This window comes from Winogradskyella vidalii (genome assembly GCF_013403955.1).
Lineage (GTDB): Bacteria > Bacteroidota > Bacteroidia > Flavobacteriales > Flavobacteriaceae > Winogradskyella > Winogradskyella vidalii.
Genome location: NZ_JABFDG010000002.1, coordinates 422,664 through 448,011 on the forward strand (window position 1 = coordinate 422,664; position 25,348 = coordinate 448,011).

A 25,348-nucleotide genomic window follows, 5' to 3' on the forward strand; every position below is an offset into this window, starting at 1 on the left:
CTTAAAACTTTTAAATTTACTCTAGAATAAATCACTATGAGCACAACAAAAATAGGCTTAGGCTTAGCAGCTTTAGGCAGACCAGATTATATAAACATTAGAACCAAAACCGAAATAGACAAATCCGTTTCTGCTTTTAAAGCAAATACGATAAAGGTTTTAGATGATAGTTACCAATTGGGTATAAGAGATTTTGATGTGGCTCCTTCGTATGGTTTAGGTGAACAGTTTTTATTAGATTGGAATATTTCTAGGCAACATAAAGACGTCAACTTATCTACAAAATTTGGCTATACCTATGTAGCCAATTGGGAAGTTGGATTTTCAGGCAAACATGAAATTAAAGAGCATTCTATTAAAAAATTGAATGAACAATGGGACTTTTCTAAAGCGCTTTTACCTAATTTAAAAATTTATCAAATTCATTCTGCAACTCTAGAGAGTGGTGTGTTAAGCAACACAGCAGTACTAAATAGATTGAACGAACTAAAACAAGAACACCAACTTAAAATTGGATTATCTTCAAGCGGCACTGAACAAGTCAAAATAATTGAAGCAGCTCGAAAAATTAATTTCGAAGGGTTAGATTTATTTGACAGTTATCAGGTGACTTTTAACATTTTTGAACAATCTACATTTCAAATTTTAAAAGCATTGATAACCGAAGGTAAAACCGTTATTATTAAAGAAGGTTTAGCTAATGGACGTGTGTTTCAAAATGACAGCTTCCAAAGCTACAGTAAAGCTTATAATTACCTAAAAACACTTTCTAACACCTATAATGTTGGTAATGATGCTATTGCTCTCCGATTTATTATGGATTATTTAAATCCTAATTTGGTATTAAGTGGTGCCTCAGATACGCATCAATTAAGACAAAACCTGAAAGCATTAAATTTTAAATTAACGACAGAAGAAGTTAATACTTTGAAATCACTTGCTGTAAATCCTGAAGATTACTGGCAAGAACGCAGTCATCTTAGTTGGAATTAACCTCTTATTTTAATTTCTTCTTCAGCATACACAATACACCGATTTCCTCTCTTGAAAGGTTTTCGTTGACTTTTAATAGTCGTGCTATTTCCTTTTGAAAATAGTTGATGGTTTTGCCATCAATATATTCATCAATAACACGCGGATCAATATAAGAACTGCGTGCAACCGATGGTGTGTTTCCCAAACGCTCACTTACTTTAATGACCGCTTCACGGATATTTTTATCTAATTCTTTTTGATCTTGTTTTTTAGAATACCCTATTTCATCTAATGCCATGGCGGCAATCACTGTTCCTGCCCATGTTCTAAAGTCTTTGGTAGAAAAATCTTCTCCCATAACCACCTTAATATAATCATTAAGGTGTTCACTTTTAACATCCTGTTTTACTCCGGCTTCATCAATAAACTTAAATATTTCATAACCAGGTAAATCGTCTATCTCTTGCACGATTTTTGCTAGCTTTTTATCAACGATATGGCGTTCTTGTTCTTTACCAGATTTCCCGATATAATTAAAGATGAGTTCATCATGTTCAATTTGCAAATGCTTACTTCGCATGGTCGTTAAACCATAACTCTCGTTTTCTTTGGCATAATAATCACTTCCTGGTCTAAAATATGCGGCTTCCAGAAGTCTTACCATACATGCCAGCACTTTTTCTTTAACTAATTTGCGTTTACGAAGATGTTGTCCGGTAACGCGACGCATACGTTCTAATTGACCTGCAAATTTGAGAATACGATCGAATTTTTGCTGTTCTTGCTTCTCCCTATATTTTGGATTATAGATATACTGCTTTCTATTTTTATCGTCCCTACCTGTGACTAAAATTTTAGCTGATTTGTTGGTAGTAATTTCAACATCGGTCCAAGCTGGTGGAATAACCAAGGCTTTAAACCAATCTTTTAAATTTTTATCCTTTATAGTTTTATCAGTACTATCGACATATCGAAAGCCTCTGCCATGTTTTTTTCTATAGTACATGATGTTTGTGTGGTTATATAATTTATAAAGTAAATTCTTTAACCCAACATCAATTAACTCAAAAGCCACTAAAAGTATCTCATTACTTTCGTGATTAAAAATCGTAGAATCTTCTTTATCCGTTAATACCTCTATAATAATCCAATACTTTTACTCGCAGTAAATAGTCGTATTTGGCATTGGCGAGATTGACTTTAGCATTGTCTAAATTATTTTTACTAATGATATAATTTAAGAAATTAGAGACGCCATTTTTAAATCGGATGTCATTAATACGGTACGACTCTTCATAAGCTTCCACTTGTTTTTCTAAACTTTTATGACGTTTATAAGCGGCTTCCATATCAAAATATACCTGAGCAATCGCATTCTTAATGTCAACATGTGTACGTTCTAACTCAATGATAGATTCTTCAACTTTAATTTTTTCTAAAGCCACATTGTTTTTAGCTCTAAAACCATTGAATAATGGCACATTAACTTGAACTCCAACAACCGTGTTGAGATTATTATCTAATTGGTCGGTATAATCAATACCTTCTGAAGCATAATTCGTCTGTTCTGTCATAATCGGCAAATCTTCAGCGTCAACCGTTACAAAATCTCCAGTTTCAACAAAACTTGACCCTGTGGCGGTAAATAATTCCGCTGCGCTAGAATAATTTGTATTTAAACCTCCAAAAAGTGAAATTTCGGGTGTAAACTGAGACTTCGCAACACGCACCCCTTTTTTGGCTGCTTCTATACGCAATTCCTTAGCTTTAAATGTGGCTAGGTTCCGAATAGCGTCTTCAAAAACAGTATTGACAGAAACTTCATAGTTATTAAAATCTAGAAGTAAAACATCGGTCGCTAAGTGAATATCTTCTTTTAAATTCATTAATTGCTGTAAACTTAATTTGGCATTATTTAAGCTACTTTCAGCCATTAAGACACTGGTTTCATCGCTTGCCAACTGCCCTAAAATATCTGCGTAATCTGCAGGATTCCCTGATTCATTATCGTAAAAATCTTGTTGAATTTTAAGCTGTTGTTTTGTTGTTTCTAATCGGGATTTAGCCAACTCTAATACATCTTTTGCATTTAAAACTTGAAGATAGGCCAAGGTGACATTCAATATTAAATCTTGTTGCGCTGCTTCAATTTCTAAGTCGGAAGCTTTTTGATTCAATCGGTTTTGTTTGGCAGCATTTAATAATCGAAAACCATTAAAAATGGTCATATCTAAACTTAATCCTATGTTAGAAAAGGTTAATTCTTGATTGATATAAGCGTTGGTAAATGGGTCGATACTTCTGCCATCATTAACCCCTAAATTAAAACTACCATTAAGACTTGGCAATATATCTGCTTTGGATTGTTGGTAATTTACTTTTGCTGAGTTCGCTAATAAATTGGTCGATTTTAAATCGAGATTATGCTCTAAAGCGATAGCGATACAGTCGTCTAAAGTATAACTTTTGTCCGTTGTATTTTGAGTAAAACCAGCCCAACTCATCATTACAATGATGATTTGTATTATGAGTTTATATATCATGATTTGTTACTTTTAATTATTTAGGTATCGAATGATCAATCTTACAGCATCGTCAATTCGAGTGTTTCGAGGGATCGAGAAATGTATCGAGAATCTTATATCTATTTATGACTTCTCGATACAAAATTTTCTGAAAAACGAAAATTTCACTCGAAGTGACGTATTGTAATTTTGCTTAAAAAACTAAACTATTTTCCCATCCAAAAGATTGATAATTCTTGAACCATAAGCGGCATTACTTTCAGAATGTGTGGCTTGTATTATGATGACGCCTTCTTTATTTAATTGTGCAAAGAGTTCCATGATTTCTTCACTTTGTTTCGAGTTGAGATTCCCTGTTGGTTCGTCTGCTAAAATGAGCTTTGGTTGTCCAATTAACGCTCTGGCAATTCCAACGAGCTGTTGTTGCCCTCCACTTAATTGTATTGGGAATAAATCTTTCTTTCCAACAATATTAAAACGGTCTAGCATATCAGCAACCATCGCTTTACGTTCTGATGATTTTATGTTTTTATAAAGTAATGGTGTTTCTATATTTTCGTAAACGGTGAGTTCATCAATAAGATGATACGCCTGAAACACAAAACCGATATATTCTTTGTAGAGTTTAGAGCGGTTTTTTTCTTTCATACTATGCACAGGTTCACCTAAAAAGGTATAACCTCCATCTGTAAAATTATCTAACATACCAATACAATTCAACAAAGTAGATTTCCCAGAACCAGAAGGTCCCATAAGTGAAATGAATTCACCTTCCTCTACATTAAAATTAATAGTATCTAGTAATGTGACTTTATTGCTTCCTGAGTTTACAGTTCTAGTGGCTTCGTTTATACTTAATAGTGTGTTTTTCATTTTAATTGATGTTTATTTTTTATTCAGTCCTCAAACTTTTTATAGGATTTGCAATTGCCGCTCTAATCGCCTGAAAGCTTACCGTCACCATCGCAATTATAATAGCTACAACTCCTGCAATTACAAAAATCCATCCATTGATTTCTATACGGTAGGCATAATTTTGAAGCCAATTTTCCATAGTATACCAAGCGATAGGAATAGCGATTACAATGGAAATCCCAACGAGTTTTAAAAAGTCTTTTGATAATAGTTTTACAATACCAGATACGCTTGCTCCTAAAACTTTACGAACTCCAATTTCTTTACTGCGTTGTTCTGCGGTGTATGCGGCTAATCCAAAAAGCCCTAAGCATGAGATAAGAATAGCGAGCAATGCAAAAAGTTGAGATAATTTTTCGACAAGTTGTTCACTTTTAAATTTGGCGTTAAAAGTTTCATCTAAAAAGCCATATTCAAATGGAAATGCCGGATTGTGAGTTTTCATAACCGCTTCAACCATAGCCAACATGTCATTTGTAGGAATTTCAGAATTTGTTTTTAGATACATAAAACTGGCTTCATCATGATAGTTTAAAAACAATACAGGATCACTGGTACCATACATGTCACCATATAAAAAATCTTTTACTACGCCCACAACCGTATACGTGTCATCTAAGGTTACCTTTTTACCAATGGCACTGCCTTTTCCCATTAATTTCGCAAACGATTCTGTAATTAAAACACTAGCACTGTCTTTGGCTCTGTTCTCACTAAAACCATGGCCTTCTTTAAGCTCCATCCCTGTGGTTTCAAAAAATTCCGAATTAACAAGTCGGAATGAAATAAGAATATCTTCCGTATCTACTCCTCCTGTCCATGTGAGATTGGAACCATTATTTCCACCATTTAAAATATTGGAATTGCTTAAGCCAACGTTAGAAATCGCTCCTGTGTTTTTCAAATCTTGTTTGATGACGGAAAACTTTTCAATCATAGACCCAGTCACTTTCATTGAAATCAACTGGTCTTTACTATATCCTAAATCTCTATTTTTTACATGCTGTATTTGCTGATAGACCAAAATGGTACTGACAATAAAAACGATAGAAATCGTAAACTGACCAATGACTAAACCTTTTCTAATAAATGTTGCAGAACCTTGAGTGACTTTCAAGCCTTTTAAAACTTCTACAGGCTTAAATGACGATAAATAAAAGGCAGGATAAAGTCCAGCGAAAACCCCACAAATAATTGCTATTCCTAGTAAAAATAGGATATGTGAAGGTTTTGAAAGCCCTAAAACTAAATCTTTCTCTATCAATAAATTGAATTGTGGTAATAGAACTAACAATAATATAACACTTACCAATGTGGCTATAAAAGCGAGAATCAAAGCTTCTGAAATAAATTGAATCATTAAACGTACACGGCCAGAACCCATTGCTTTTCTTACACCAACTTCGTTAGCACGTTTTTCGCTTCGTGCTGTCGATAAATTCATAAAATTGATGCAAGCAATCAGCAAGATAATTAGAGCAATAACTGTAAATAACTTCACTGAATCTATACGACCACCAACTTGTTCTCCATTTTCAAAATCAGCTCTTAAATGCCAATCTTTAATACTATGTAAAAAGGCTTTCGAATCGGCATCTCCTGTTTGTTCCTGCAGTAAGTTTCTGACTTGCGCATCTACAGCTTCAAAATCAGCTTCTGGTGATAACTCAGCAAAGGTGTCGGCAAAAAAGCTGCCGTATTCTCTTGTAAATTCTTTATCACGACCATAACGTTCAAAAGGTGCTAACCAGGCAAACGGATAACTTACATTGTTAGGCAAATTCTCAATGACTCCAGAAATTAAATAATTATCTGTACTATTTACTTTAAGTATTTTCCCAACGACCTTTTCATGTTCTCCATACAACTGCTCTGCGGTAGCCTGAGTAATAACAATGGACTCAGGATTTTTAAACGCTTCAGCTTTATTTCCTTCAATAAAAGTTAGACTGAATATGTCTAAAAAATCTGAATCGACATAACGTCCAAATCTATTGACTACGTTATCACCAACTGAAAACAAAAGATCGAGCCCTCTAGTTTTAGACGCTCTAACCACTCCAGGAATTTCCGCTTTCATAGCTTCTGCTAAAGGTCCTGGTGTAGAACCAAAAGTACGCCATTCGCCTTCATATTCTTGATGTGTCGATACAAAGTAAACCTGATCTTGCTTCGGAAAATTTGAATCGAAACTTAACTCATCTTCAACCCATAGAAAGATTAAACTGGCACAGGTAATTCCGATGGCTAGTCCAAAAATGTTTAGAAAGCTATACCCTTTATTTTTACGTAAAGTCCGGAATGCTATTTTTATATAATTTAAAATCATATTCTTTTTTGACTGAATTAATTATTACTACTTATTATGTAGTGAAGATGATGCCAAAAACACAAAGCTCTAATAATCAATTAATTACTTTTTATTTTAAAATCCATAGTGTTCGTTTTTGATACACATCTTGTTCGTAAATGAACAATTTATTCTGAGCGTAAAGAATCCACAGGATTGGCATTTGCCGCCTGTAGCGTCTTTACACTGATGACTAATAAGGCAAAGACAATCATAGCTAATCCACTTACTAAAAACACCCAGAAACTTATACTTGTTTTATAGGCAAAATCTTGTAACCAATGATGAATGCCGTAATATGCAATTGGTGCCGCAATGATAAAAGCAATTGCTACCAAGATTAAAAACTCTTTACATAAGAGTGCATTAATTTGAAATAATGACGCTCCTAAAACTTTGCGTACACCTATTTCTTTTACACGACGGTTGGTGGTATAAATCACAAGTCCGAGCAATCCTAAACAGCTAATGAGAATTGATAAGCCTGTTGCCCAATTTAAAAGTTTTGACATCTTTTGCTCCCGATTATAAAACCTCTGGATGGTTTCATCTAAAAACTCTACGCGATAATCGTCTGTTTCTGAATAAACCGATTTATAAGCATTTTCAATTTTTGAAAGTGTTCCTTTAAAATCTGCTGATGATTCATTTTGAAATGCGATATGAACGGCTTGAAACTGACTCCAATCTGGTTGATACCAATCTCCTCTATATGCCATGGGTTTAATATCACTTCGCAAAGAACGTTGGAAAAAATCTGCCATAACTCCGACTATAGGCACACTTTGATCACCTAATAAAACTGTTTTACCAATTGCTTCATCGGGACTTTTGAAACCAAGTCTTTTTCTACACGTCTCATTAATCACCAACTCTTTAACGGTATCATTTCGGATGGTTCGTCCTGCTATAAGATTTAACTCAAATACCTCAACGTAATTGACGTCACCAAAAATAAATTGTAAGTCTAAATTAACCTCATTGTCACCATTATTATAAGTGACTGAAGAACTATTAGTAGAAATAGATGCAGGTGCATTGCCTCCAATACTAATCGATTTAATTTCCGGAATAGCTCTTAATTTTAGGGCATAAAGCTCTTTTTTAGAGATTTCGCGTTCCGCTCTAGGGCTATAAACAGACACAATAGCATCCGTTTTAAAACCCATATCTGTTTCTAAAAGAAAATTAATTTGTTGACCAACCAACAACGTAGCAATTACAAATACTTGAGCAATGGAAAACTGAAAAACCGTTAAGAATTTTCTGAGCTTCACTTTTTTATTTCCGACAGCTAAATGATTTTTTAAAACGGCAACCGTGTTAAATTTTGAAAGTACTAATGCTGGATAAAAACCAGATAAAAATGTTACTAATAGTAATAGAATAGCAATACCAAGAATAATTAAAGGTGATTTCATCAGTTCATAACTTAAACCTTCTGGCACAAAATCGGAAAATACATTAATCAACCATCTAGAAAGTAATAGCGATAATACTGCAGACACCAAAACCAATAAAAATGTTTCACCCATAAATTGACCTATGAGCTGTTTTCTAGAGCTTCCTAATGTTTTACGGATTCCTATTTCTTTGGCACGCTGAGAAGCTTGTGCTGTATTTAGGTTTATAAAGTTGATACAACCTAACACCAATAGAAATATAGCCACCAAAGCGAGATTTGTAAGCAGCGATTTACTAGCCTGACCTTTTGACCAATCGTAAATACCATACTTTTCGTTGAAGTGAATATCTCCTAATGGTTGCAACGTAAATTGTTGTTCATCACCATATTTTTTAGATTCTTCATCTTGGTGCTCCTTTGCTAAATTATCCAAACGATTTTGTATTGCTGATAAATCGGCATTTGACGTCACCTTTACAAATAGCTGAGACGCATCGTTGGTATTGTTCCAATTTTTATTAAGGAAATCGTCTCGCAATCGTGTTTGCAAAATTGTTGAATGCGAGATAAATTCTTCAAACACAAAATCTGTTCGTTCTTTAAAATTCTCAACAATTCCTGTAACTGTTATATGAAGTGAATCATTGTAAACCAAGGTTTTTCCAATAATATCTGAAGGTTTTGTATTTGGAAAATAATCAGCTGCTCGATTTTCGGTAAGAATAACATTATTTGGACTTGCTAAAATTTCAGATGTATTACCAGCTAAAAATTTATAATTGAAAATCTTAAAATAATTAGCATCTGCAAAAATGACGAAGTTGGGCCATTTAAATTCGGAATTTAATACTCTATTTTCAACTTTTGAAGGCCGTTCAATATAAAACCCACTAACGGTTTCAAAATTTGAATTCTCGGAAATAGCATCCTCCAATGCTAAAGTGACTCCTGGAATTGAAAAATTAGCTTCAGGACTCGTTAAATCTGTAACGACTCTATAAATACGATCCTTATCTTTATGAAATGTATCAAAGGTAGCATCGTAATAAATCATTAAACCAATCACAAAAGAGGCACTTAAACCAATAGTTAATCCAATAATATTAATCAGAGAAAACACCTTATGCTTCATGAGGTTCCTCCATGCTATTTTGAAATAATTTTTAATCATGATGTATTGTTTTATAGCAAAACCCACAAGATTTTAAACACTTGCAGGTTATGATGATTATTCCGTTCTTAAAGATTCTACAGGATTAGAGGTTGCTGCTTTTATTGTTTTCACTGCTATGGTTAGCATTGCTATTAATACTGCAATTCCTCCAGCTGCAAGGAAAATCCAAATATTAAGTTCTATACGATACGCGTAATTCTGCAGCCATTTACTCATGGCCCACCATGCTATTGGCGACGCGATTAAAAAAGCGATAACGACTAATTTTAAAAAGTCTTTAGTCAGTAATATTGTAATAGCCGAGACACTCGCACCGACTATTTTACGAACTCCTATTTCCTTTTTACGCTGTGCTACAATGAGTAATGACATGGCAAACAAACCGATACAACTTAAGATAATAGCTAAAATAGAACCACTACCAATCATGGTAATCATAGTACGCTCATGTCGTAAGGTTCTATCAATATTTTCATTTAAAAAAGACCCTTGAAATTCGGCATTAGGTTCAATAGAATTCCAAGCTGCTTTTACATCGGTGTAGGCTTGCTCTAAATTTTGTGATGACACCTTAACGTATGCATTGCGCAAATTCCAGTTAGGAAGCGCAAATAAAGTCATTGGTGCAATATTCTGGTCAAGTTCTTGAAAATTGAAATCTTTAATAACACCTACAACAGAATATACTGCATCATCTAAATCTATCTGAGAAGCTAAAATATCATCTTCATTCATCTGTTTAGCCATAGCTTCATTGATAATAACTGAAAGACTATCACTGGCTAAATTTTTTCGAAATGAACGACCTTCAATAATATTCAAGTCTAAGGTTTCAATATAATCGGCATCAACCACCACCATGTGTGTTTCTACACCGCGACCTTGATGTTCAAAACCCAAGACACTTGTAGAACGCGAGCCATCTTTTCCTAAACCTAAAATATTATTGGATGCTGTAACACTTACAATATTAGGTTTATCTTGAAGCGTATTTCGAAGTAATTCTATAGCTTGTTGATCGTTAAGTTGGCCATTCAATGGAAAAGCAATCACCTGATCTTTATTGAAACCTAAATCTTTAGTCCTCATAAATTCCACCTGATCCCAAAGTACAAGCGTACCACTAATCAGTAAAATAGCAATTCCAAATTGTAAGACCATTAAACTATTTCGCAAATGGTTTTTACCATTGACGTCGAGCTTCCCTTTTAAACTTTGTAAGGTTCCAAGACGACTCATTAATAACGCAGGATAACCTCCTGCAATTAATGTGATCAGCAAAACACTTAAAATAAGCACCAATAACAATGATGGGTTTAGTAAGGTTGCCAATGACGCTTGGGTTTTAAATAAGGTTTGAAAGTATGGTAGTAAAACCACGGCTAATAAAATTCCTAGTCCTATGGAAATCAAAAACACTAAAATGCTTTCACCCCAAAACTGAAAGAATAGCTGTTTTTTGTTTGCCCCAAGCGTTTTTCGCATACCAATCTCACGCAAACGTTGCGCACTTTTGGCAATACTCATGTTTATAAAATTCACACAAGCGATAAACAGAATTAAAATTGAAATCCCTAAAACCAAATAAGGCATGGTACGACTTACCGTTACTGGACCTTGATTAAAATTAGCAAAACGAACATCTGCCAAAGGCAATAGTTTTAGTTGTCTATAAAGTCCATCAGCATTTGGTTGAAACCCATCACGTTTAGCATTATCAATCTCGTTTTTGTAATGTAATTGAGTAAAATCTGTGGTACTTTTTTCAAATTGCTTAGGTTGTACACTTTCTGCAAGTTGCATATATACTTCATGGTTCTCCATGTCCCAACGACCGATAGTTCTGGCATAGGCATGTTCATTCTGGCTTTTAAAATTCAGAACGATATCAAATCCCATAGAACTGGTATTCGGAAAATCTTCCACAATTGCTGTAACCGTAAACGGGACTTGTTGTTCATCTCTTAGAATGCTAACCGTTTGCCCGATGGGCTCTTCATCTCCAAATATACGTTTCGCTGCTAGCTCAGTCATTACCACAGAAGACTCTGACATTATTGGGTTTTTGGTATCTCCTTTTACAATAGGAAAGCTGAACATCTCAAAAAAATCGGGATCTACATAAGCAGTACCCATACCGAGTTGCTTATCTTGATAAGTTAATAAGACTCCAGAACCATTATAACGTGTAATTTTCTCAACTCCCGCAACCTCATCTTTCAAAGCGGCAGCAAAAGGTTCGGATTTTGAGATGTTAGCTTCAATGCCATTTAACCCACTATCTTCTGTATACACTTGATAGATTTCATCTCCATGCTCATGAAAGCGATCAAAAGACAATTGAAAAACAGCATACATCGCCAACAATATGGCTACACCAAACGCTGCCGTAAGTCCAACCACATTAAGCGCTGTAAACGTTCTATTCTTCCAAAGGTTTCTGAATGCTATTTTTATATAATTTTTAAACATGATTTCTTTGATTTTGATTGATGACTACTCCGTTCTTAAACTTTTAATTGGGTTGGCAACTGCAGCTTTTATTGCTTGATAACCCACCGTAAAAAAGGTTATGATTAATGATAAGGTACTAGCAATTGCAAATACACTCCAACGGATATTAATATGGTACGCAAAATCTTGCAACCAATTATTCATAATATAAAATGCCAATGGAAAACTGATAACAAATGAAATTAAAATCAGTTTCATAAAATCCAAAGACAACAATTGAACTATTTTTGGAACACTTGCACCGAACACTTTACGCACTCCTATTTCTTTTTGACGTTGCTCTGCCATAAATGCAGCCAAAGCGAATAAGCCTAAGCAAGCTACTATTACTGCCAAAACTGAAAACAATAGACTTACGTTGGCCATCTGTTTTTCTTTTTGGTAAAAGAATTCTAAATTTTTATCGATAAAAGAGTATTCAAAAGCAGAATTTGGAGCAATGTCTTTAAATGTATTTTCAAATTCTGAAACGGTTTCCATTAATACTCCATTTTTAAACCGGACTAACAAATAATTATAATTTCCTTTTCTGGCTGTATTATGAAAAACATAAGCTCCAATAGGTTTATGCAGTGAGGTAAAATTAAAATCATCTACAACTCCACAGATATAACTGTTATTACCAAGTTGAGCATCCACTTTTTTACCTATCGCTTCTTCTGGTGTATAGCCTAAAAAATCTAATGCTGTTTTATTAATTAAAACCTCAACTAACGAATCACCATTTTGTTTAAGCTCTGGTAATCGCTGACCTGCCAATAATTTTAATTGTAAAATATCCACAATATTGTGCTGTGCTAAATTGGTGTTGACACTCATGCCAACATCACTATTAGGCTTATAAATGCTGTTTAAACTCACACTAGCGGTTGGAAAACCTTGTGCCATTGCTACTAGAGACACATTTGGTCGTCTTTCAAAAGCATTTACCAAAGCCTCATTGGTTGCAAAATCTGGAATTGCTGTTGTAGATATAGCAATGACATTTTCTGGATTAAAACCTAAGTTCTTATTTTGAATATATTCTAATTGCTGACGAACAACAAGAACTGCTACAATAAGAACTACCGATGCCGAAAATTGCACCACTACTAATCCTTTTCTAATAAAACTAGTCATTATCCCTTTGTTACTAGAAGGTTTTAAAGCTTCTTTTGGCGAAAAACGAGATAGATATAAAGCAGGATAAGAACCTGAAATGAGTGTTGTTACTAACCAAGTAAGGACTAAAAAAGAAAGAATTTCAAGTGAAAAAAGAGAAGATACCTCTAATGTGCGATTCACAATTTTATTAAATGATGGTAAGATTAATATGGAAAAGAACCCTCCCAACAACATGGCAATTGCAGTTATAAGTCCCGTTTCAACATAAAACCTTAAAATCAATTGTTTTGAAGAAGCCCCTAAAGTTTTATTTACACCAACATCTTTTGCTTTTTTTTGAGAACGTGCCGTAATTAAATTCATATAATTTATGCAGGCAATAATCAAGATAATGATAGCTAATGCGGTAAGATTTTTTATTTGTCTTATATCTCCATAGTTCTCCAAATAACTATCGGAATAGGCAGAAGAATTTAAATGAATCTCCTTTAAAGGTTGAAGCGAAAACGTGTACCATTGCTGCTCTTTATCCATATTGGCATCAATTATACTTTGAAGTTTGTTTTCAATAGCACCAAGGTTAGGTTTGTCTGAATTAAGCATTACAAACGTCTCAAAACTTGCATTTCCCCAACTTGGATGTTTAGCTTCTTGGCGCATCATAAACGGCACAACAGCATTAAAATTTAATGAACTATTATCTGGAAAATCTTCAAATACCCCTTTAACCTCAAAGGTATTCCTGTTATCTACAGATAGCGTTTTTCCCAGTGGATTTTCTGATCCAAAATAACGCTTTGCAGTACTTTCTGAGAGTAATATATTATTCGGTTTATTTAGCGCTTCTGCGCCTATACCACTAAGCATTTTCACATCGAACATCTCAAGAATCGATGGATCTACCCAAAATAATAGTCTTTCAGTCAGCACCTTATCTCTAACCTTAATAAATGCATTTCCACCATAACCATTTTGCAATATTCTTCCAGATTTTACAGCATTTGGAATATGCTCTGTAAGTTCCGGTCCCAAAGCTGATGGCACTTGTCCCCAAGTTTCAATACCTTCTTCCGTAGTATGTAAAAGCACTCTAAAAATCTTGTCTTTATGTCCATACATTGTATCGAAACTGCGTTCATGTAAAATGAATAAAAAAAGCAATAATGTTGTTGCTAAACCTATTGATAGCCCAAAAATATTTATTACCGAAAACAGTCGATTTGTCTTTAAACTTCTCCATGCTATTTTGAAATAATTTTTGATCATGGTTAATAAGAATTATTGTTCGTTTTTTGATTGATTTGGCTTCGACACTTCAGTACAGATACTGAATTAAATTCAGCACTCGTTGGTTGTTTTATGATTTACTGAAGTGTTTTCGGCCTGATTGATTGATGATTATTTCTAAGACCTGTCAGGTTTTAAAAACCTGACAGGTCTATTCTTTCTATGCCAATATATTTTCTGTTACTTTTTGTCCGTCTAACATTCTTATAATTCTGTGACTGTATTTTGCATCGTGTTCACTGTGTGTTACCATGATAATGGTTGTTCCTGCTTCATTAAGATCTATTAATAAATCCATTACCTCATTACCATTAGTACTATCTAAATTTCCTGTGGGCTCATCGGCAAGAATTAATTTAGGTTTGTTTACAACGGCTCTTGCCACAGCCACACGTTGTTGCTGACCACCAGATAACTGTTGTGGAAAGTGATTTCTTCGGTGCATAATTTGCATTTTCTCTAAAACCGCTTCGACTTGCTGTTTACGTTCTGCCGGTTTAACACCTGTGTAGATTAAGGGTAATTCTACATTTTCAAAGACGGTAAGCTCATCTATAAGATTAAAACTCTGAAATACAAAACCAATATTATGTTTACGTAATTCCGAACGCTTGCGCTCATTATAACCAGCGACTTCTGTTCCGTTGAACATGAAACTTCCTCCATCCGGATCGTCTAGTAATCCCAAAATATTTAATAAGGTCGATTTCCCACATCCCGAAGGTCCCATGATCGCCACAAACTCACCTTCTTTCACATCAAATGATAATTTGTTTAAGGCTATGGTTTGTACTTCTTCGGTTTTATAGAATTTTTCTAGGTCTTTGATTTGTATCATTCTATTCGTTTTTACTATTCCTGCGAAGGCAGGAATCTGTTTTGTTTTAAATTATTTTAGGCATTCTACTTTATCTCAAAAAACACCCCTAAAGTCCCCTCAAGGGGACAATCCACATAAGGATCATCAGCGTAATAATGTGATATTTTTTTTATGTAAATTTTATACTTTCTTTTATCTGCTATTTCAAAATCAACTCTTCCGTATCTCCAAAAGCATCATAACTCGAGGTGACTACTTTATCTCCAGGATTTAAACCATCAAGCACCTCATAATATTCTGTATTCTGGCTTCCTAATCTTATATTGACTTTGTACGCGGTATTTCCATCTTCACTGACTTTAAACATCCAATTACCACCTGTTTTTTGAAAGAAGCCACCTTTCGCTACTAACAACGCTTCTTTTTCTGCGCTTAAGGCCACTCTAATTTGAAGATTTTGACCTCTTCTAATACCTTCAGGCACATCACCCTGAAATTTCATATCCACTTGAAAACGGCCATTGGTAACTTGTGTAAATACCTTTTTAATTTCTAAAGTGTAGGTTTTATTATTCAACACAAAGGTTCCAGTTTGACCATTATAGATTCTTGAAATATAGTGCTCATCAATACCCACTCTTACTTTATAGCCAGTGATCACATCTACTTGACCTAATCGTGTGCCTTTATTAATAGACTGCCCGATTTCAGCATCTAGTGACGTTAACTGACCATCAATTGGTGCTCTCACCACTAAATCGCCTACTTTTTTTCGCATCAACTCTAATGCACTTTGCGTTCTGGCATATGAGTTTTTAGCTTGGCTCACTTCTAATTTGGAAGAAATGGTATCTTCAGACAATACTTGTTTGGCCAGCTTCATCCGTTCTTTTTGGTATTCGTAATTATTTTCAGACGATTCATAATCCATTCTTCCAATCGCTCCTTTTTCATATAAACGTTTGTTTAAATTGTAAACACGTTCTGCTTCAATCAGATTATTTTCAACATCGGTAAATTGATTTTGTCTGTTAATAGTATTTTGGCGCGCTGCATTTTGAGAAATCTGCATTTGGGTTAATAAATTATACACCGACGTTTCCTGGTTAATGAGACTCAATTCCAAATCGGTATTAGATAATCTTAAAATTGGCTCTCCTTTTTTCAACATAGCACCATCTTCAACAAACTTCTCTTCTACTCGCCCACCTTCCAAAGCATCTAAATAAATTGTAGTGATTGGAAGCACAATGCCGTTAACCGGAATGTTTTCTTGAAATACATTTTCACTTACTGTACTAATTGAAATACGCTCTTTATCCACATTCAATTTAGAACCACCTGAGGTTTGAAAAATAACATATATGATTAAAGCTATTATTGCAATAATCCCTATAGCTAATCCTATTTTTTGAGTTGAAAATTTCTTCTTTTGAATTGGAACGTCCATTATATATCTATTATTTATACTTTTTATATAGTGAAGATGATGCCGAAAACACAAAATATTGATTTTCAACACATTATTATTTTTATCAAAACTAAAAGTGTCCGATTTTGATACACTTTATGTTCGGAAATGCACACTTTTAAACACTACTAAAATTTTACTTTTTGAATTTTTATAAGCTGAATTTAATATCGTAATATTGTATGGATGGTACTTAAAAACGCTACAATATTAGTTATAGACGATGATGTTGATGTATTAACAGCATTGCGCTTGCTATTAAAACCACTGGTTAAAGAAGTGGTTACTGAAAAGAATCCGAGTAATATTCTATCTCAAATTGAGAAGACTGCTTACGACATTATTGTTCTAGACATGAATTTTAATGGTTTAGTGAATACTGGTAATGAAGGTATTTTTTGGCTAAATAAAATTCGACAACAAAAACCTGAAACCTCTGTTATTTTGATGACCGCTTATGCTGATATTGATTTGGCGATACGCGGATTAAAAGAAGGAGCTTCCGACTTTTTAATGAAACCTTGGAAGAACGAAAAAATCGTAGAAACCATGACTACGATTCTTGGTCAGAAGACCTCTCAAAACAGTACAAAGAACCAACTTCAAAATAATTCAGTTGACATTATTGGTGATAGCGATGTGATGACTGATGTTTTTATGAAACTTAAAAAAGTGGCTCCAACAGATGCTAATGTTTTAATCCTTGGTGAAAATGGTACTGGTAAAGATTTAATTGCTCGTGCGCTTCATGATAACTCTAATAGAAGACACCACCCTTTTGTAAAAGTCGATGTTGGTGCCTTAACCGAATCCTTATTTGAAAGTGAATTATTCGGTTATAAAAAAGGGGCTTTCACCGATGCTAAAGAAGATAGAAAAGGCCGTTTTGAAGCCTCCCATGGTGGCACACTATTTTTAGATGAAATAGGAAATATTAGTTTGAGTCAGCAAGCCCGATTACTCACCGTCTTACAAAACAGACAAGTGACTCCTTTGGGCTCAAATGAACCAATCCCTATTGATATTCGATTAATTTGCGCTACTAATATTAATCCTCAAGTTTTAGCAGATGAAAAGCGGTTCAGGAAAGATTTAATCTACAGAATTAATACGGTTGATATTGTTGTGCCTCCATTAAGAGATCGTGGTACTGACATTACAGCGTTAGCACACCATTTTGTGACTTTATATGCTGAAAAATATAATAAAAACCCCTTTTCTTTTGATTCCGGATTTATTTCGAAGCTCAAAAAACACGACTTTCCTGGTAATGTAAGAGAGCTTCAATACGTTTTAGAACGCGCAATTATTATGACTGATGGTTCAGTTTTAAAACCAGAAGATTTAGTATTTTCATCTATAGAACGTTCATCGACAGCTACAAATATTGAAACTCAAAGTTTAAACTTAGACGCTATAGAAAAAAATGCCATTTTAAAAGTTCTTGAAAAAAACAAAGGCAATGTGTCTAAATCGGCTAAAGATTTAGGGATTACCAGAGCAGCTTTATACCGAAGACTAGAAAAGTATGAACTATAGAAGTTACATTCTTTGGCTCTTTTTTAGAGTGCTCCTTTTAGTAGGTGCTATACTTGCATTAGTCTATTTCATTTACAACGATCAATCCACTTATATTGTTATTATTAGCATCGCGCTACTCTATTTACTCGTAAACACCTATACCTTTGTAAAACGCCGTTTTGTGGCTATAGACGATTTTTTTGAAGCGGTTAAATACCGTGATTTTTCAAGATGGTTTCCGGAAGACAGAGGACCAAAGGACATTCGATTTTTATATACTGGTTTTAACGAGATTAATCGCACTATAAAAGAAATCAACTCACAAAACGAAGCGCAATACGTCTACCTTCAAAAGATTTTAGAAATGGTAGATATTGGAATTATTGCTTATAACCTAGAATCTGGTGACGTACTCTGGAGTAATGAACCTTTCGGAGATATTCTAGATGTACCGTCTTTTAAAAACATACGCTTTGTTGAAAACAGAAAACCAGAACTCTTCAATACCGTTTTTGAAACCTATCATCGTGAACCTGATTCTATTTCCATTGCGCTTCAAAATGAAAGTATAAAAATTTTAATTTCAGATACCGTATTTCAAGTTAAGGATGATGCTTTCAAATTAATTGTAATTCAGAATATCGATGACACTTTAAATAAAAATGAATCGGAATCATGGAAGAAATTATTAAGCGTAATGACGCACGAAATCATGAATTCCATTGCTCCAATTTCTTCTTTAGCCGATACACTTCAACAAAATTTACAACTCGCTATTAAACACCCTGAAGAAACACGTTTAGAGTTAGAAGACTTAAATGCTGGCGTAAAAACCATTAAAAACAGAAGTGAAGGGCTTTTAAAATTTGCAAAAACCTATAGAAGCTTGAATAAAGTGACACACCTTAACTTACAACGTGTTAAGATTGAAGAGATGTTTACAAATATTCAGCATTTGATGGAGCCTTCAATAAAAGCTAAAAATATGGACATCGCCTTCCATATTTCAACTCCAAAATTAGAGTTAGACATTGATACACATCTTATTGAACAAGTGCTTATCAATCTTATTTTAAATGCGGTTGATGCTTGCAAACATAAAGATGACGCCAAAATTAAAGTTCAAGCGGCTCAAAACCCAAATAGAGATATCGTTATAAAAGTTTATGACAATGGCTCTGGTATTCCTCAAGACATTTTAGAGAACATCTTTGTCCCTTTCTTTACGAGTAAAGCTACAGGAAGTGGCATCGGACTAAGCCTCTGTAAGCAAATTATGCTACTTCATAAAGGTCGCATCCTCGTTAAAAGTGTAGAAGGCGAAGGGTCTGTTTTTAGTTTGGTGTTTTAATTCTTAAAATTCCCAATACCCTCTTTTAACCAAGCATCGTATTCCTCAATATCTGGTGTATAAGCAACGGGCTCATTAAGGTTGTCTTCATTATGATCCATTAACACATAGTAGGGTTGTGTATTGGTCTTATAACGTACCGTTTGAAATTCACTCCATTTCTGACCTACATTTCTTAACTTTTTACCTGGTCGTAATTGAGAATCTGGCGCTTCACCTTCAGGAAAATCAATTTGCTCATCAACATATAATGAGATAAGTACAATATCGTTTTTTAGTTTAGATAATACACTCGGATCTACCCAAACGTTTTGTTCCATTTTTCGGCAATTCACACAAGCCCAACCCGTAAAATCAAGCATCACAGGTTTGCCTACTTTTTTAGCATAAGCCAATCCTGTTTCGTAATCGTTAAAAGCTAAAATATCGTGTGGCGCTAGCAAATGCGCGCCTTCAGGAATATCTGTAGTACTTGCAGAACCTCCACCTCTAGTATTACCAACACCATAAGGTGACTCCGAATAATCCAATGGTGGCGGAAAGGCACTAATAATTTTTAAAGGCGCTCCCCAAAGTCCTGGAATCATATAAACGGTAAAGGTTAAGGTAAGTAAACCTAAAAGTAATCGTCCTACGGAAATATGCTTTAAAGGCGAATCGTGTGGCAATTGAATTTTCCCAAAAAGGTACAATGAAAGTGTTCCAAAAATGGCAATCCAAATGGCGATGAATACTTCACGTTCTAAGAAGTGTAATTGTAATACTAAATCGGCCTGCGATAAAAATTTAAATGCTAAGGCCAGCTCTAGAAATCCTAAAACAACTTTTACTGTATTTAACCAACCACCTGATTTTGGTAAGGTATTTAACCAACCTGGAAATGCTGCAAACAATGCAAACGGTAAAGCGATTGCTGTAGAAAATCCTAACATTCCGATTACAGGAGCAACGCCTCCTTTTGAAGCGGCTTCCACTAAAATAGTACCGACAATTGGACCTGTACAAGAAAATGATACAATAGCTAAAGCTAAGGCCATAAAGAATATTCCAACTAAACCGCCTCTATCAGCTTGTCTATCGGCTTTATTGGCCCAAGAATTAGGGAGTACAATTTCAAAAGCACCTAAAAAAGATATCGCAAAAACGACCAAAAGCAAAAAGAAAATAACATTAAACCAAACGTTTGTTGCTAATGCGTTTAATGCATCTGCTCCAAAAATAGCGGTAATTATGGTTCCTAATAATACATAAATAACTATAATTGACAGACCATAAATTATGGCATTACGAATACCTTTTGCTTTGGATTGACTCTGTTTTATAAAGAAGCTCACCGTCATCGGTATCATAGGAAATACACAAGGAGTTAACAGCGCTACAAATCCTGAAAAGAAAGCAATAATAAAAATTGACCACAAACCTTTGCTAGATTCGTCATCACTAGACTCAGAAGTTTCAGAAATATTTGAAGTGGCCGCAACAGTTTTTGTTAAATCATAGTCGAGATCTACATAGGTTGGCGCTGTGCATTGTGTGTCATTACAAGCCATAAAACCAACTTCTCCAGAAACAGTAGTGGTTTCTGTATTTGAAACTTTTATTTTCTGCCTAAATTCAGCAGTGTTTTTAAAGTATTTAATCTCCATATCGAAGACTACATCTAAACTTTCTTCACCCTTTTCTTCAATAGTACGACCTTCTAGTGTTACACCATCTGGCAATGTGTACTCAAAACTTGTCGGAATTGGTCCACCTTCATCAATATTTTGAGCATACAACTTCCAATCGTCATCTATAGTAGCGATTGATACTAATATAAATTCTTCAGTATTTATTTTTTCAACAGAAGTATGCCATTTAACAGGTTCTAAAATTTTATTTTCTACATCACCACCAAAAGTTAATGTGTTAGAGGTCGTTTCAGATTCCGATTCTTTTGCTTCTTTTAAATTAAATTTAAGATCTATATACGTTGGTGGTAAACATCTTTGGTCGTCACAAACCATAAACTCTACTTCGCCTTCAACTAATGATAACTCTTCATTTAGAACTTTAATACGTTGTACAAACTCTGCTTTGTGATCAAAAAATTTAATTTTCATCTGAAAAACAGGGTCATCTACAATCTCACCTTCAGCTTCAGAAGTTTCACCTACTAATTCAAAATTATTATTATTTGCAAACGAAAATCCTGTAGGAATCGGACCATTTTCAGGCACATTTTGAGAATATAAATGCCATCCGTCATCAATTGTTGCGGTAGAAATTAAATCGTATTCGGTATTAGAAACTTTTTTTACTTTCGTTTCCCATGTTACGGGATCAAAAACTTGTGAAGATAAATTAATTGAAAAAGAAAATGCCAAAAGGCAAAGCAGAAATACTTTTTTAAAGTTCATATACGACATGTTAATTTGCAAAAGTAACAGATGAATTTCTGTTATAACATTACAGTCGCCTAATTTATAAAAACCTTAAGAATTTAGAAAAAGAAATGAAGCAATAAAAAAATAATGTTTACCGATTTACTTAGATATCTTGTTTATCTGAGTGCCTCCATTTAGAAATACCGCCTTCTAGATCGTAAATTTTTTCAAAGCCAGCATCTTTCATCTTTTTAGCACACTTCGCACTTCTTCTCCCTGATTTACAATACAGTATAACAGGTTTATTTTTATCTAATTTAGAAATATCGTCTGCAAATGTTGGCGAATTAAAATCTATATTCTGAGAATTAGGTATATGATTTTCTTCATGCTCTTTAGGCGTACGCACGTCTATTAACTGCACCTCTTCTAAATCTAGAATAGATTGCATTTCCTCAGCTGTTATTTGTTTAATTTCATCTTTTTCAAACTTATCATCGATACAGCTTAAACTAACGCCAGACATTATAAGGAAACAACAGAAAATAATTATTTTTTTCATCTTTAGTATTCCACCAAATGGAAGATCTTACTTAATAAAATTATTCTTGAGAAACGACCTCGCCTTGCCATTCCATAAAACCTCCTAATAAATTATAGGCGTTTTTAAAATTTAATTGGCTTAGTATTTTACATGCTTGTCCGCTTCTAGCACCTGATCTACAATACACATAATAGTTTTTTGTCTTATCTAGCTGTTCAACTTCGTCAATAAAACCTTGCCCTTTATAAATATCAATATGCTTAGCATTAGGAATCATTCCTGAATCTACTTCCTCTTGTGTTCTAACATCTAAAATCACTGAATTAGTATCTTCTTCCAGTTGATTTGTCCATTCTTGTTGTGATAAATCTGCCATTATATATTCTTTATATTTTAAACAAAATTAATATTTCATAGTAATATAGACTAAAAAAAATAAAACACTTACATATCTAATTCAATATTTAACATATTCAACTCCATTTTACACGACATATTAAGGCAAAACTAAGATATGATGACATCCTATTAAATGTTACTATTAAAATGAAATCCTTTAACAAGTCAAGTTAATAAGCGTTGGCTGCAGTTTATTAAAATTAATAACTCAATATTTTTTTCTTAAAGTGTTTGAAATCTGAAATTTGATTTCTATATTTGAACTTCTTATGAAAACAAATACAAATCATACTTGGTGGTGGAATTTCTCAAACTTACGTTCGTGAAACCATCCTTGTTATGTAAAATCATATAGTAAAAAGGCTTGTCAATCACGACAAGCCTTTTTTTTATTTAACATGGCTTCAAAAGCTATGATATTAAAACGCTTCTCTGTTTAAAGAGATATCAAATAGAATTAGACATAAAATGAAAACATTTAGTTTATATACACATTATAAAAAAATACTCGCAGACACCATTACACCTGTAAGTATCTATCTTAAAATTAGAGATAAATTTCCCAATAGTATTTTACTAGAAAGTAGTGATTATCGCGCTAACGATAACAGTTTTTCTTATATCTGCTGTAATCCCATTGCTTCAATTAAAGTGGAAGGCGATACCATTTCGCAATCGTTTCCCGATGGAAGCACAAAAAGCAACTCTACAGATTCCGTGAGTGTTGTTGAAGAAATTCACAAATTCACCCAACGCTTTAAAGTTGATACCAACGACGATTTTAAGTTTATAAACAATGGTATTTTTGGGTATACCGCTTATGATGCAGTAAAGTATTTTGAAGATATTGAGATTTCTAAAAAAGATGATTCAGTAGTTATTCCAGAGATTTATTATGCCGTATACCAAAACATCATTGCTATAAATCATTTTAAAAACGAAGCCTATATTTTTGCACATTGTTTTGATACGGAAAATAATATAGAAGACATTCTTCAACTTATCCAAACCAGACAATATGCCTCCTACGACTTTAAAACCAAAGGCGCCATTGGTTCGAATCTTACAGATGAAGATTATAAAAAAAATGTAGCCTTAGCCAAAAAGCATTGTGGTAGAGGTGATGTATTTCAACTCGTGCTATCTAAACGATTTTCGCAAGAATTTAGTGGCGACGAATTTAATGTGTACAGAGCATTACGAAGCATTAACCCTTCTCCTTACCTCTTCTATTTCGATTATGGCAATTTTAAAATATTCGGAAGTTCTCCCGAAGCACAATTAGTAGTGAGTGAAGGAAAAGCAGAAATTCATCCCATCGCAGGGACCTTTAAACGAACCGGAAACGACTCAAAAGATGCAGAGCTCGCCGAAGAATTGATAAAAGACAAAAAAGAAAATAGCGAACATGTTATGCTCGTAGATTTAGCCCGAAACGACCTCAGCAGACATGGCAGCAATGTTACCGTTGAAAACTATAGAGAGGTTCAATTCTTTTCTCACGTTATCCATTTGGTGAGTAAAGTTACAGGCACCATTCACCAAAACACCGACACCATGCAAGTGGTTGCCGATACGTTTCCGGCCGGAACTTTAAGTGGCGCACCCAAACATAAAGCCATGCAATTAATAGAAAAATACGAAAAAACGAGCCGAGGCTATTACGGTGGTGCTATCGGGTTTATGGATTTTAATGGTAATTTTAACCATGCTATAATGATTAGAACCTTCTTAAGTCAGAATCATAAATTATTCTGGCAAGCCGGTGCTGGATTAGTCGCAAAATCAAATCCTGAAAGTGAACTGCAAGAAGTTTATAATAAACTTGGCGCGTTAACAAAAGCTATTGAACAGGCTGAAGAGATTTGAGTTTAGAAATAATTCAGAAATAAGGAACGAAAGAACGAAGATGCGAGGCGAAGCCTCAAACACGAAATTCTGAAAGTGAATAAAAGAGAAGTATAATTAAAAGATACCTGCTTTCGCAGGCATTTAAGATGAAAAAAATATTAGTCATAGACAATTACGACAGCTTCACCTACAATCTCGTCCATTATCTAGAGGATTTAGACTGTGAAGTCACTGTAAAACGAAACGATAAATTAACCGTCGAAGAAGTCGATGCTTTTGATAAAATTGTGTTATCACCAGGTCCAGGAATTCCTGAAGAGGCCGGTTTACTTAAACAAATAATCGCCACTTACGCCGCAACTAAAAGTATTTTGGGGGTTTGTTTAGGCCAGCAAGCCATAGGTGAAGTTTTTGGAGGCACACTAAAAAACCTCGATAATGTATACCACGGAGTCGCTACTAACGTTACTATTTCAGTCGACGATGAACCGTTGTTCATGGGCTTAAATAAAACATTTGAAGTCGGTCGTTACCACTCTTGGGTGGTTAATACCAATTTACCAGATAGTTTAGAAGCTACATCTTTTGACGAAAACGGACAAATTATGTCATTACGACATAAGATTTACGATGTAAAAGGTGTTCAATATCATCCAGAATCCGTGTTAACACCAGATGGAAAAAAGATTTTGGAGAATTGGGTGAAGAGTTAGAAGTTAGAAGTTAGAAGTTAGAAGTTAGAAGTTAGAAGTTAGAAGTTAGAAGTTAGAAGTTAG

17 protein-coding genes are annotated in these 25,348 nt (G+C 34.2%); 5 read left to right on the forward strand and 12 right to left on the reverse strand.

The annotated features are described in order from the left end of the window. The first annotated feature begins 36 nt into the window (after nt 1-36). Nucleotides 37-993: an aldo/keto reductase gene (locus tag HM982_RS08625; protein WP_179352738.1), complete on the forward strand. Its 957-nt coding sequence runs from the start codon at nt 37-39 to the stop codon at nt 991-993. Nucleotides 994-997: 4 nt separating this feature from the next. Here HM982_RS08625 and HM982_RS08630 read toward each other — a convergent pair whose 3' ends face one another. The 9 genes from HM982_RS08630 to HM982_RS08670 all read right to left on the reverse strand — a co-directional run bounded on the left by HM982_RS08630 (nt 998) and on the right by HM982_RS08670 (nt 16,519). Beyond that, nucleotides 998-1,981, reverse strand: coding sequence for a DNA topoisomerase IB (locus tag HM982_RS08630; RefSeq protein WP_179352739.1), 984 nt, complete (start codon nt 1,979-1,981; stop codon nt 998-1,000). 115 nt (nt 1,982-2,096) lie between these two features. After that, nucleotides 2,097-3,518: a TolC family protein gene (locus HM982_RS08635; RefSeq protein WP_246296659.1), complete on the reverse strand. Its 1,422-nt coding sequence runs from the start codon at nt 3,516-3,518 to the stop codon at nt 2,097-2,099. Between the two features lie 183 nt (nt 3,519-3,701). Further along, entirely contained in the window at nt 3,702-4,373 is a 672-nt protein-coding gene (locus HM982_RS08640; protein WP_179352740.1) for an ABC transporter ATP-binding protein, read from the reverse strand. 19 nt (nt 4,374-4,392) lie between these two features. Further along, nucleotides 4,393-6,744, reverse strand: a complete 2,352-nt coding sequence (locus HM982_RS08645; RefSeq protein WP_179352741.1) for an ABC transporter permease — start codon at nt 6,742-6,744, stop codon at nt 4,393-4,395. Nucleotides 6,745-6,893: 149 nt separating this feature from the next. Then, entirely contained in the window at nt 6,894-9,341 is a 2,448-nt protein-coding gene (locus HM982_RS08650) for an ABC transporter permease (protein ID WP_179352742.1), read from the reverse strand. A gap of 57 nt (nt 9,342-9,398) precedes the next feature. Next, on the reverse strand, nt 9,399-11,816 hold the full coding sequence (locus HM982_RS08655; protein ID WP_179352743.1) for an FtsX-like permease family protein: 2,418 nt from the start codon (nt 11,814-11,816) through the stop codon (nt 9,399-9,401). Between the two features lie 24 nt (nt 11,817-11,840). Further along, nucleotides 11,841-14,228 (reverse strand): ABC transporter permease, encoded by a 2,388-nt coding sequence (locus HM982_RS08660; protein ID WP_179352744.1) that lies wholly within the window; start codon nt 14,226-14,228, stop codon nt 11,841-11,843. 181 nt (nt 14,229-14,409) lie between these two features. After that, nucleotides 14,410-15,087 carry an ABC transporter ATP-binding protein gene (locus tag HM982_RS08665; protein ID WP_179352745.1) on the reverse strand — a complete coding sequence of 226 codons (678 nt, stop codon included), beginning with the start codon at nt 15,085-15,087 and terminating at the stop codon, nt 14,410-14,412. A 181-nt stretch (nt 15,088-15,268) separates the two neighbouring features. After that, nucleotides 15,269-16,519 carry an efflux RND transporter periplasmic adaptor subunit gene (locus HM982_RS08670; protein ID WP_179352746.1) on the reverse strand — a complete coding sequence of 417 codons (1,251 nt, stop codon included), beginning with the start codon at nt 16,517-16,519 and terminating at the stop codon, nt 15,269-15,271. A 207-nt stretch (nt 16,520-16,726) separates the two neighbouring features. Here HM982_RS08670 and HM982_RS08675 point away from each other — a divergent pair, with 207 nt between their 5' ends. Then, nucleotides 16,727-18,079 (forward strand): sigma-54-dependent transcriptional regulator, encoded by a 1,353-nt coding sequence (locus HM982_RS08675; protein ID WP_179352747.1) that lies wholly within the window; start codon nt 16,727-16,729, stop codon nt 18,077-18,079. Beyond that, a complete protein-coding gene (locus HM982_RS08680; protein WP_179352748.1) occupies nt 18,069-19,412 on the forward strand; it encodes a sensor histidine kinase in 1,344 nt (447 codons plus the stop codon). The genes HM982_RS08675 and HM982_RS08680 overlap by 11 nt, the downstream gene beginning before the upstream one ends. Here HM982_RS08680 and HM982_RS08685 read toward each other — a convergent pair. From HM982_RS08685 to HM982_RS08695, 3 genes are all read right to left on the reverse strand, one after another. Beyond that, complete coding sequence (locus tag HM982_RS08685; protein WP_179352749.1) at nt 19,409-21,811, reverse strand: protein-disulfide reductase DsbD family protein; 2,403 nt, start codon at nt 21,809-21,811, stop codon at nt 19,409-19,411. The genes HM982_RS08680 and HM982_RS08685 overlap by 4 nt on opposite strands. A gap of 130 nt (nt 21,812-21,941) precedes the next feature. Next, the gene (locus HM982_RS08690) at nt 21,942-22,304 is read right to left on the reverse strand and encodes a rhodanese-like domain-containing protein (RefSeq protein ID WP_246296662.1); all 363 of its coding nucleotides are present in this window, start codon (nt 22,302-22,304) and stop codon (nt 21,942-21,944) included. Between the two features lie 76 nt (nt 22,305-22,380). Then, nucleotides 22,381-22,698, reverse strand: coding sequence for a rhodanese-like domain-containing protein (locus HM982_RS08695; protein ID WP_179352751.1), 318 nt, complete (start codon nt 22,696-22,698; stop codon nt 22,381-22,383). Nucleotides 22,699-23,189: 491 nt separating this feature from the next. Between HM982_RS08695 and HM982_RS08700 the strand changes: the two genes are divergently transcribed. Together HM982_RS08700 and HM982_RS08705 are read left to right on the forward strand one after the other, a co-directional pair. Then, nucleotides 23,190-24,590, forward strand: coding sequence for an anthranilate synthase component I family protein (locus tag HM982_RS08700; RefSeq protein WP_179352752.1), 1,401 nt, complete (start codon nt 23,190-23,192; stop codon nt 24,588-24,590). A 128-nt stretch (nt 24,591-24,718) separates the two neighbouring features. Next, nucleotides 24,719-25,285, forward strand: a complete 567-nt coding sequence (locus HM982_RS08705) for an anthranilate synthase component II (protein ID WP_179352753.1) — start codon at nt 24,719-24,721, stop codon at nt 25,283-25,285. Nucleotides 25,286-25,348 lie beyond the last annotated feature (63 nt).

Coding starts and splice junctions, on each gene's coding strand:
- HM982_RS08655 (WP_179352743.1), bottom strand. CDS start 11,816: ATGTTTAAAAATTATATAAAAATAGCATTCAGAAACCTTTGGAAGAAT.
- HM982_RS08625 (WP_179352738.1), top strand. CDS start 37: ATGAGCACAACAAAAATAGGCTTAGGCTTAGCAGCTTTAGGCAGACCA.
- HM982_RS08700 (WP_179352752.1), top strand. CDS start 23,190: ATGAAAACATTTAGTTTATATACACATTATAAAAAAATACTCGCAGAC.
- HM982_RS08695 (WP_179352751.1), bottom strand. CDS start 22,698: ATGGCAGATTTATCACAACAAGAATGGACAAATCAACTGGAAGAAGAT.
- HM982_RS08665 (WP_179352745.1), bottom strand. CDS start 15,087: ATGATACAAATCAAAGACCTAGAAAAATTCTATAAAACCGAAGAAGTA.
- HM982_RS08630 (WP_179352739.1), bottom strand. CDS start 1,981: ATGTACTATAGAAAAAAACATGGCAGAGGCTTTCGATATGTCGATAGT.
- HM982_RS08685 (WP_179352749.1), bottom strand. CDS start 21,811: ATGAACTTTAAAAAAGTATTTCTGCTTTGCCTTTTGGCATTTTCTTTT.
- HM982_RS08640 (WP_179352740.1), bottom strand. CDS start 4,373: ATGAAAAACACACTATTAAGTATAAACGAAGCCACTAGAACTGTAAAC.
- HM982_RS08645 (WP_179352741.1), bottom strand. CDS start 6,744: ATGATTTTAAATTATATAAAAATAGCATTCCGGACTTTACGTAAAAAT.
- HM982_RS08670 (WP_179352746.1), bottom strand. CDS start 16,519: ATGGACGTTCCAATTCAAAAGAAGAAATTTTCAACTCAAAAAATAGGA.
- HM982_RS08675 (WP_179352747.1), top strand. CDS start 16,727: ATGGTACTTAAAAACGCTACAATATTAGTTATAGACGATGATGTTGAT.
- HM982_RS08660 (WP_179352744.1), bottom strand. CDS start 14,228: ATGATCAAAAATTATTTCAAAATAGCATGGAGAAGTTTAAAGACAAAT.
- HM982_RS08680 (WP_179352748.1), top strand. CDS start 18,069: ATGAACTATAGAAGTTACATTCTTTGGCTCTTTTTTAGAGTGCTCCTT.
- HM982_RS08705 (WP_179352753.1), top strand. CDS start 24,719: ATGAAAAAAATATTAGTCATAGACAATTACGACAGCTTCACCTACAAT.
- HM982_RS08635 (WP_246296659.1), bottom strand. CDS start 3,518: ATGATATATAAACTCATAATACAAATCATCATTGTAATGATGAGTTGG.
- HM982_RS08650 (WP_179352742.1), bottom strand. CDS start 9,341: ATGATTAAAAATTATTTCAAAATAGCATGGAGGAACCTCATGAAGCAT.
- HM982_RS08690 (WP_246296662.1), bottom strand. CDS start 22,304: ATGTCTGGCGTTAGTTTAAGCTGTATCGATGATAAGTTTGAAAAAGAT.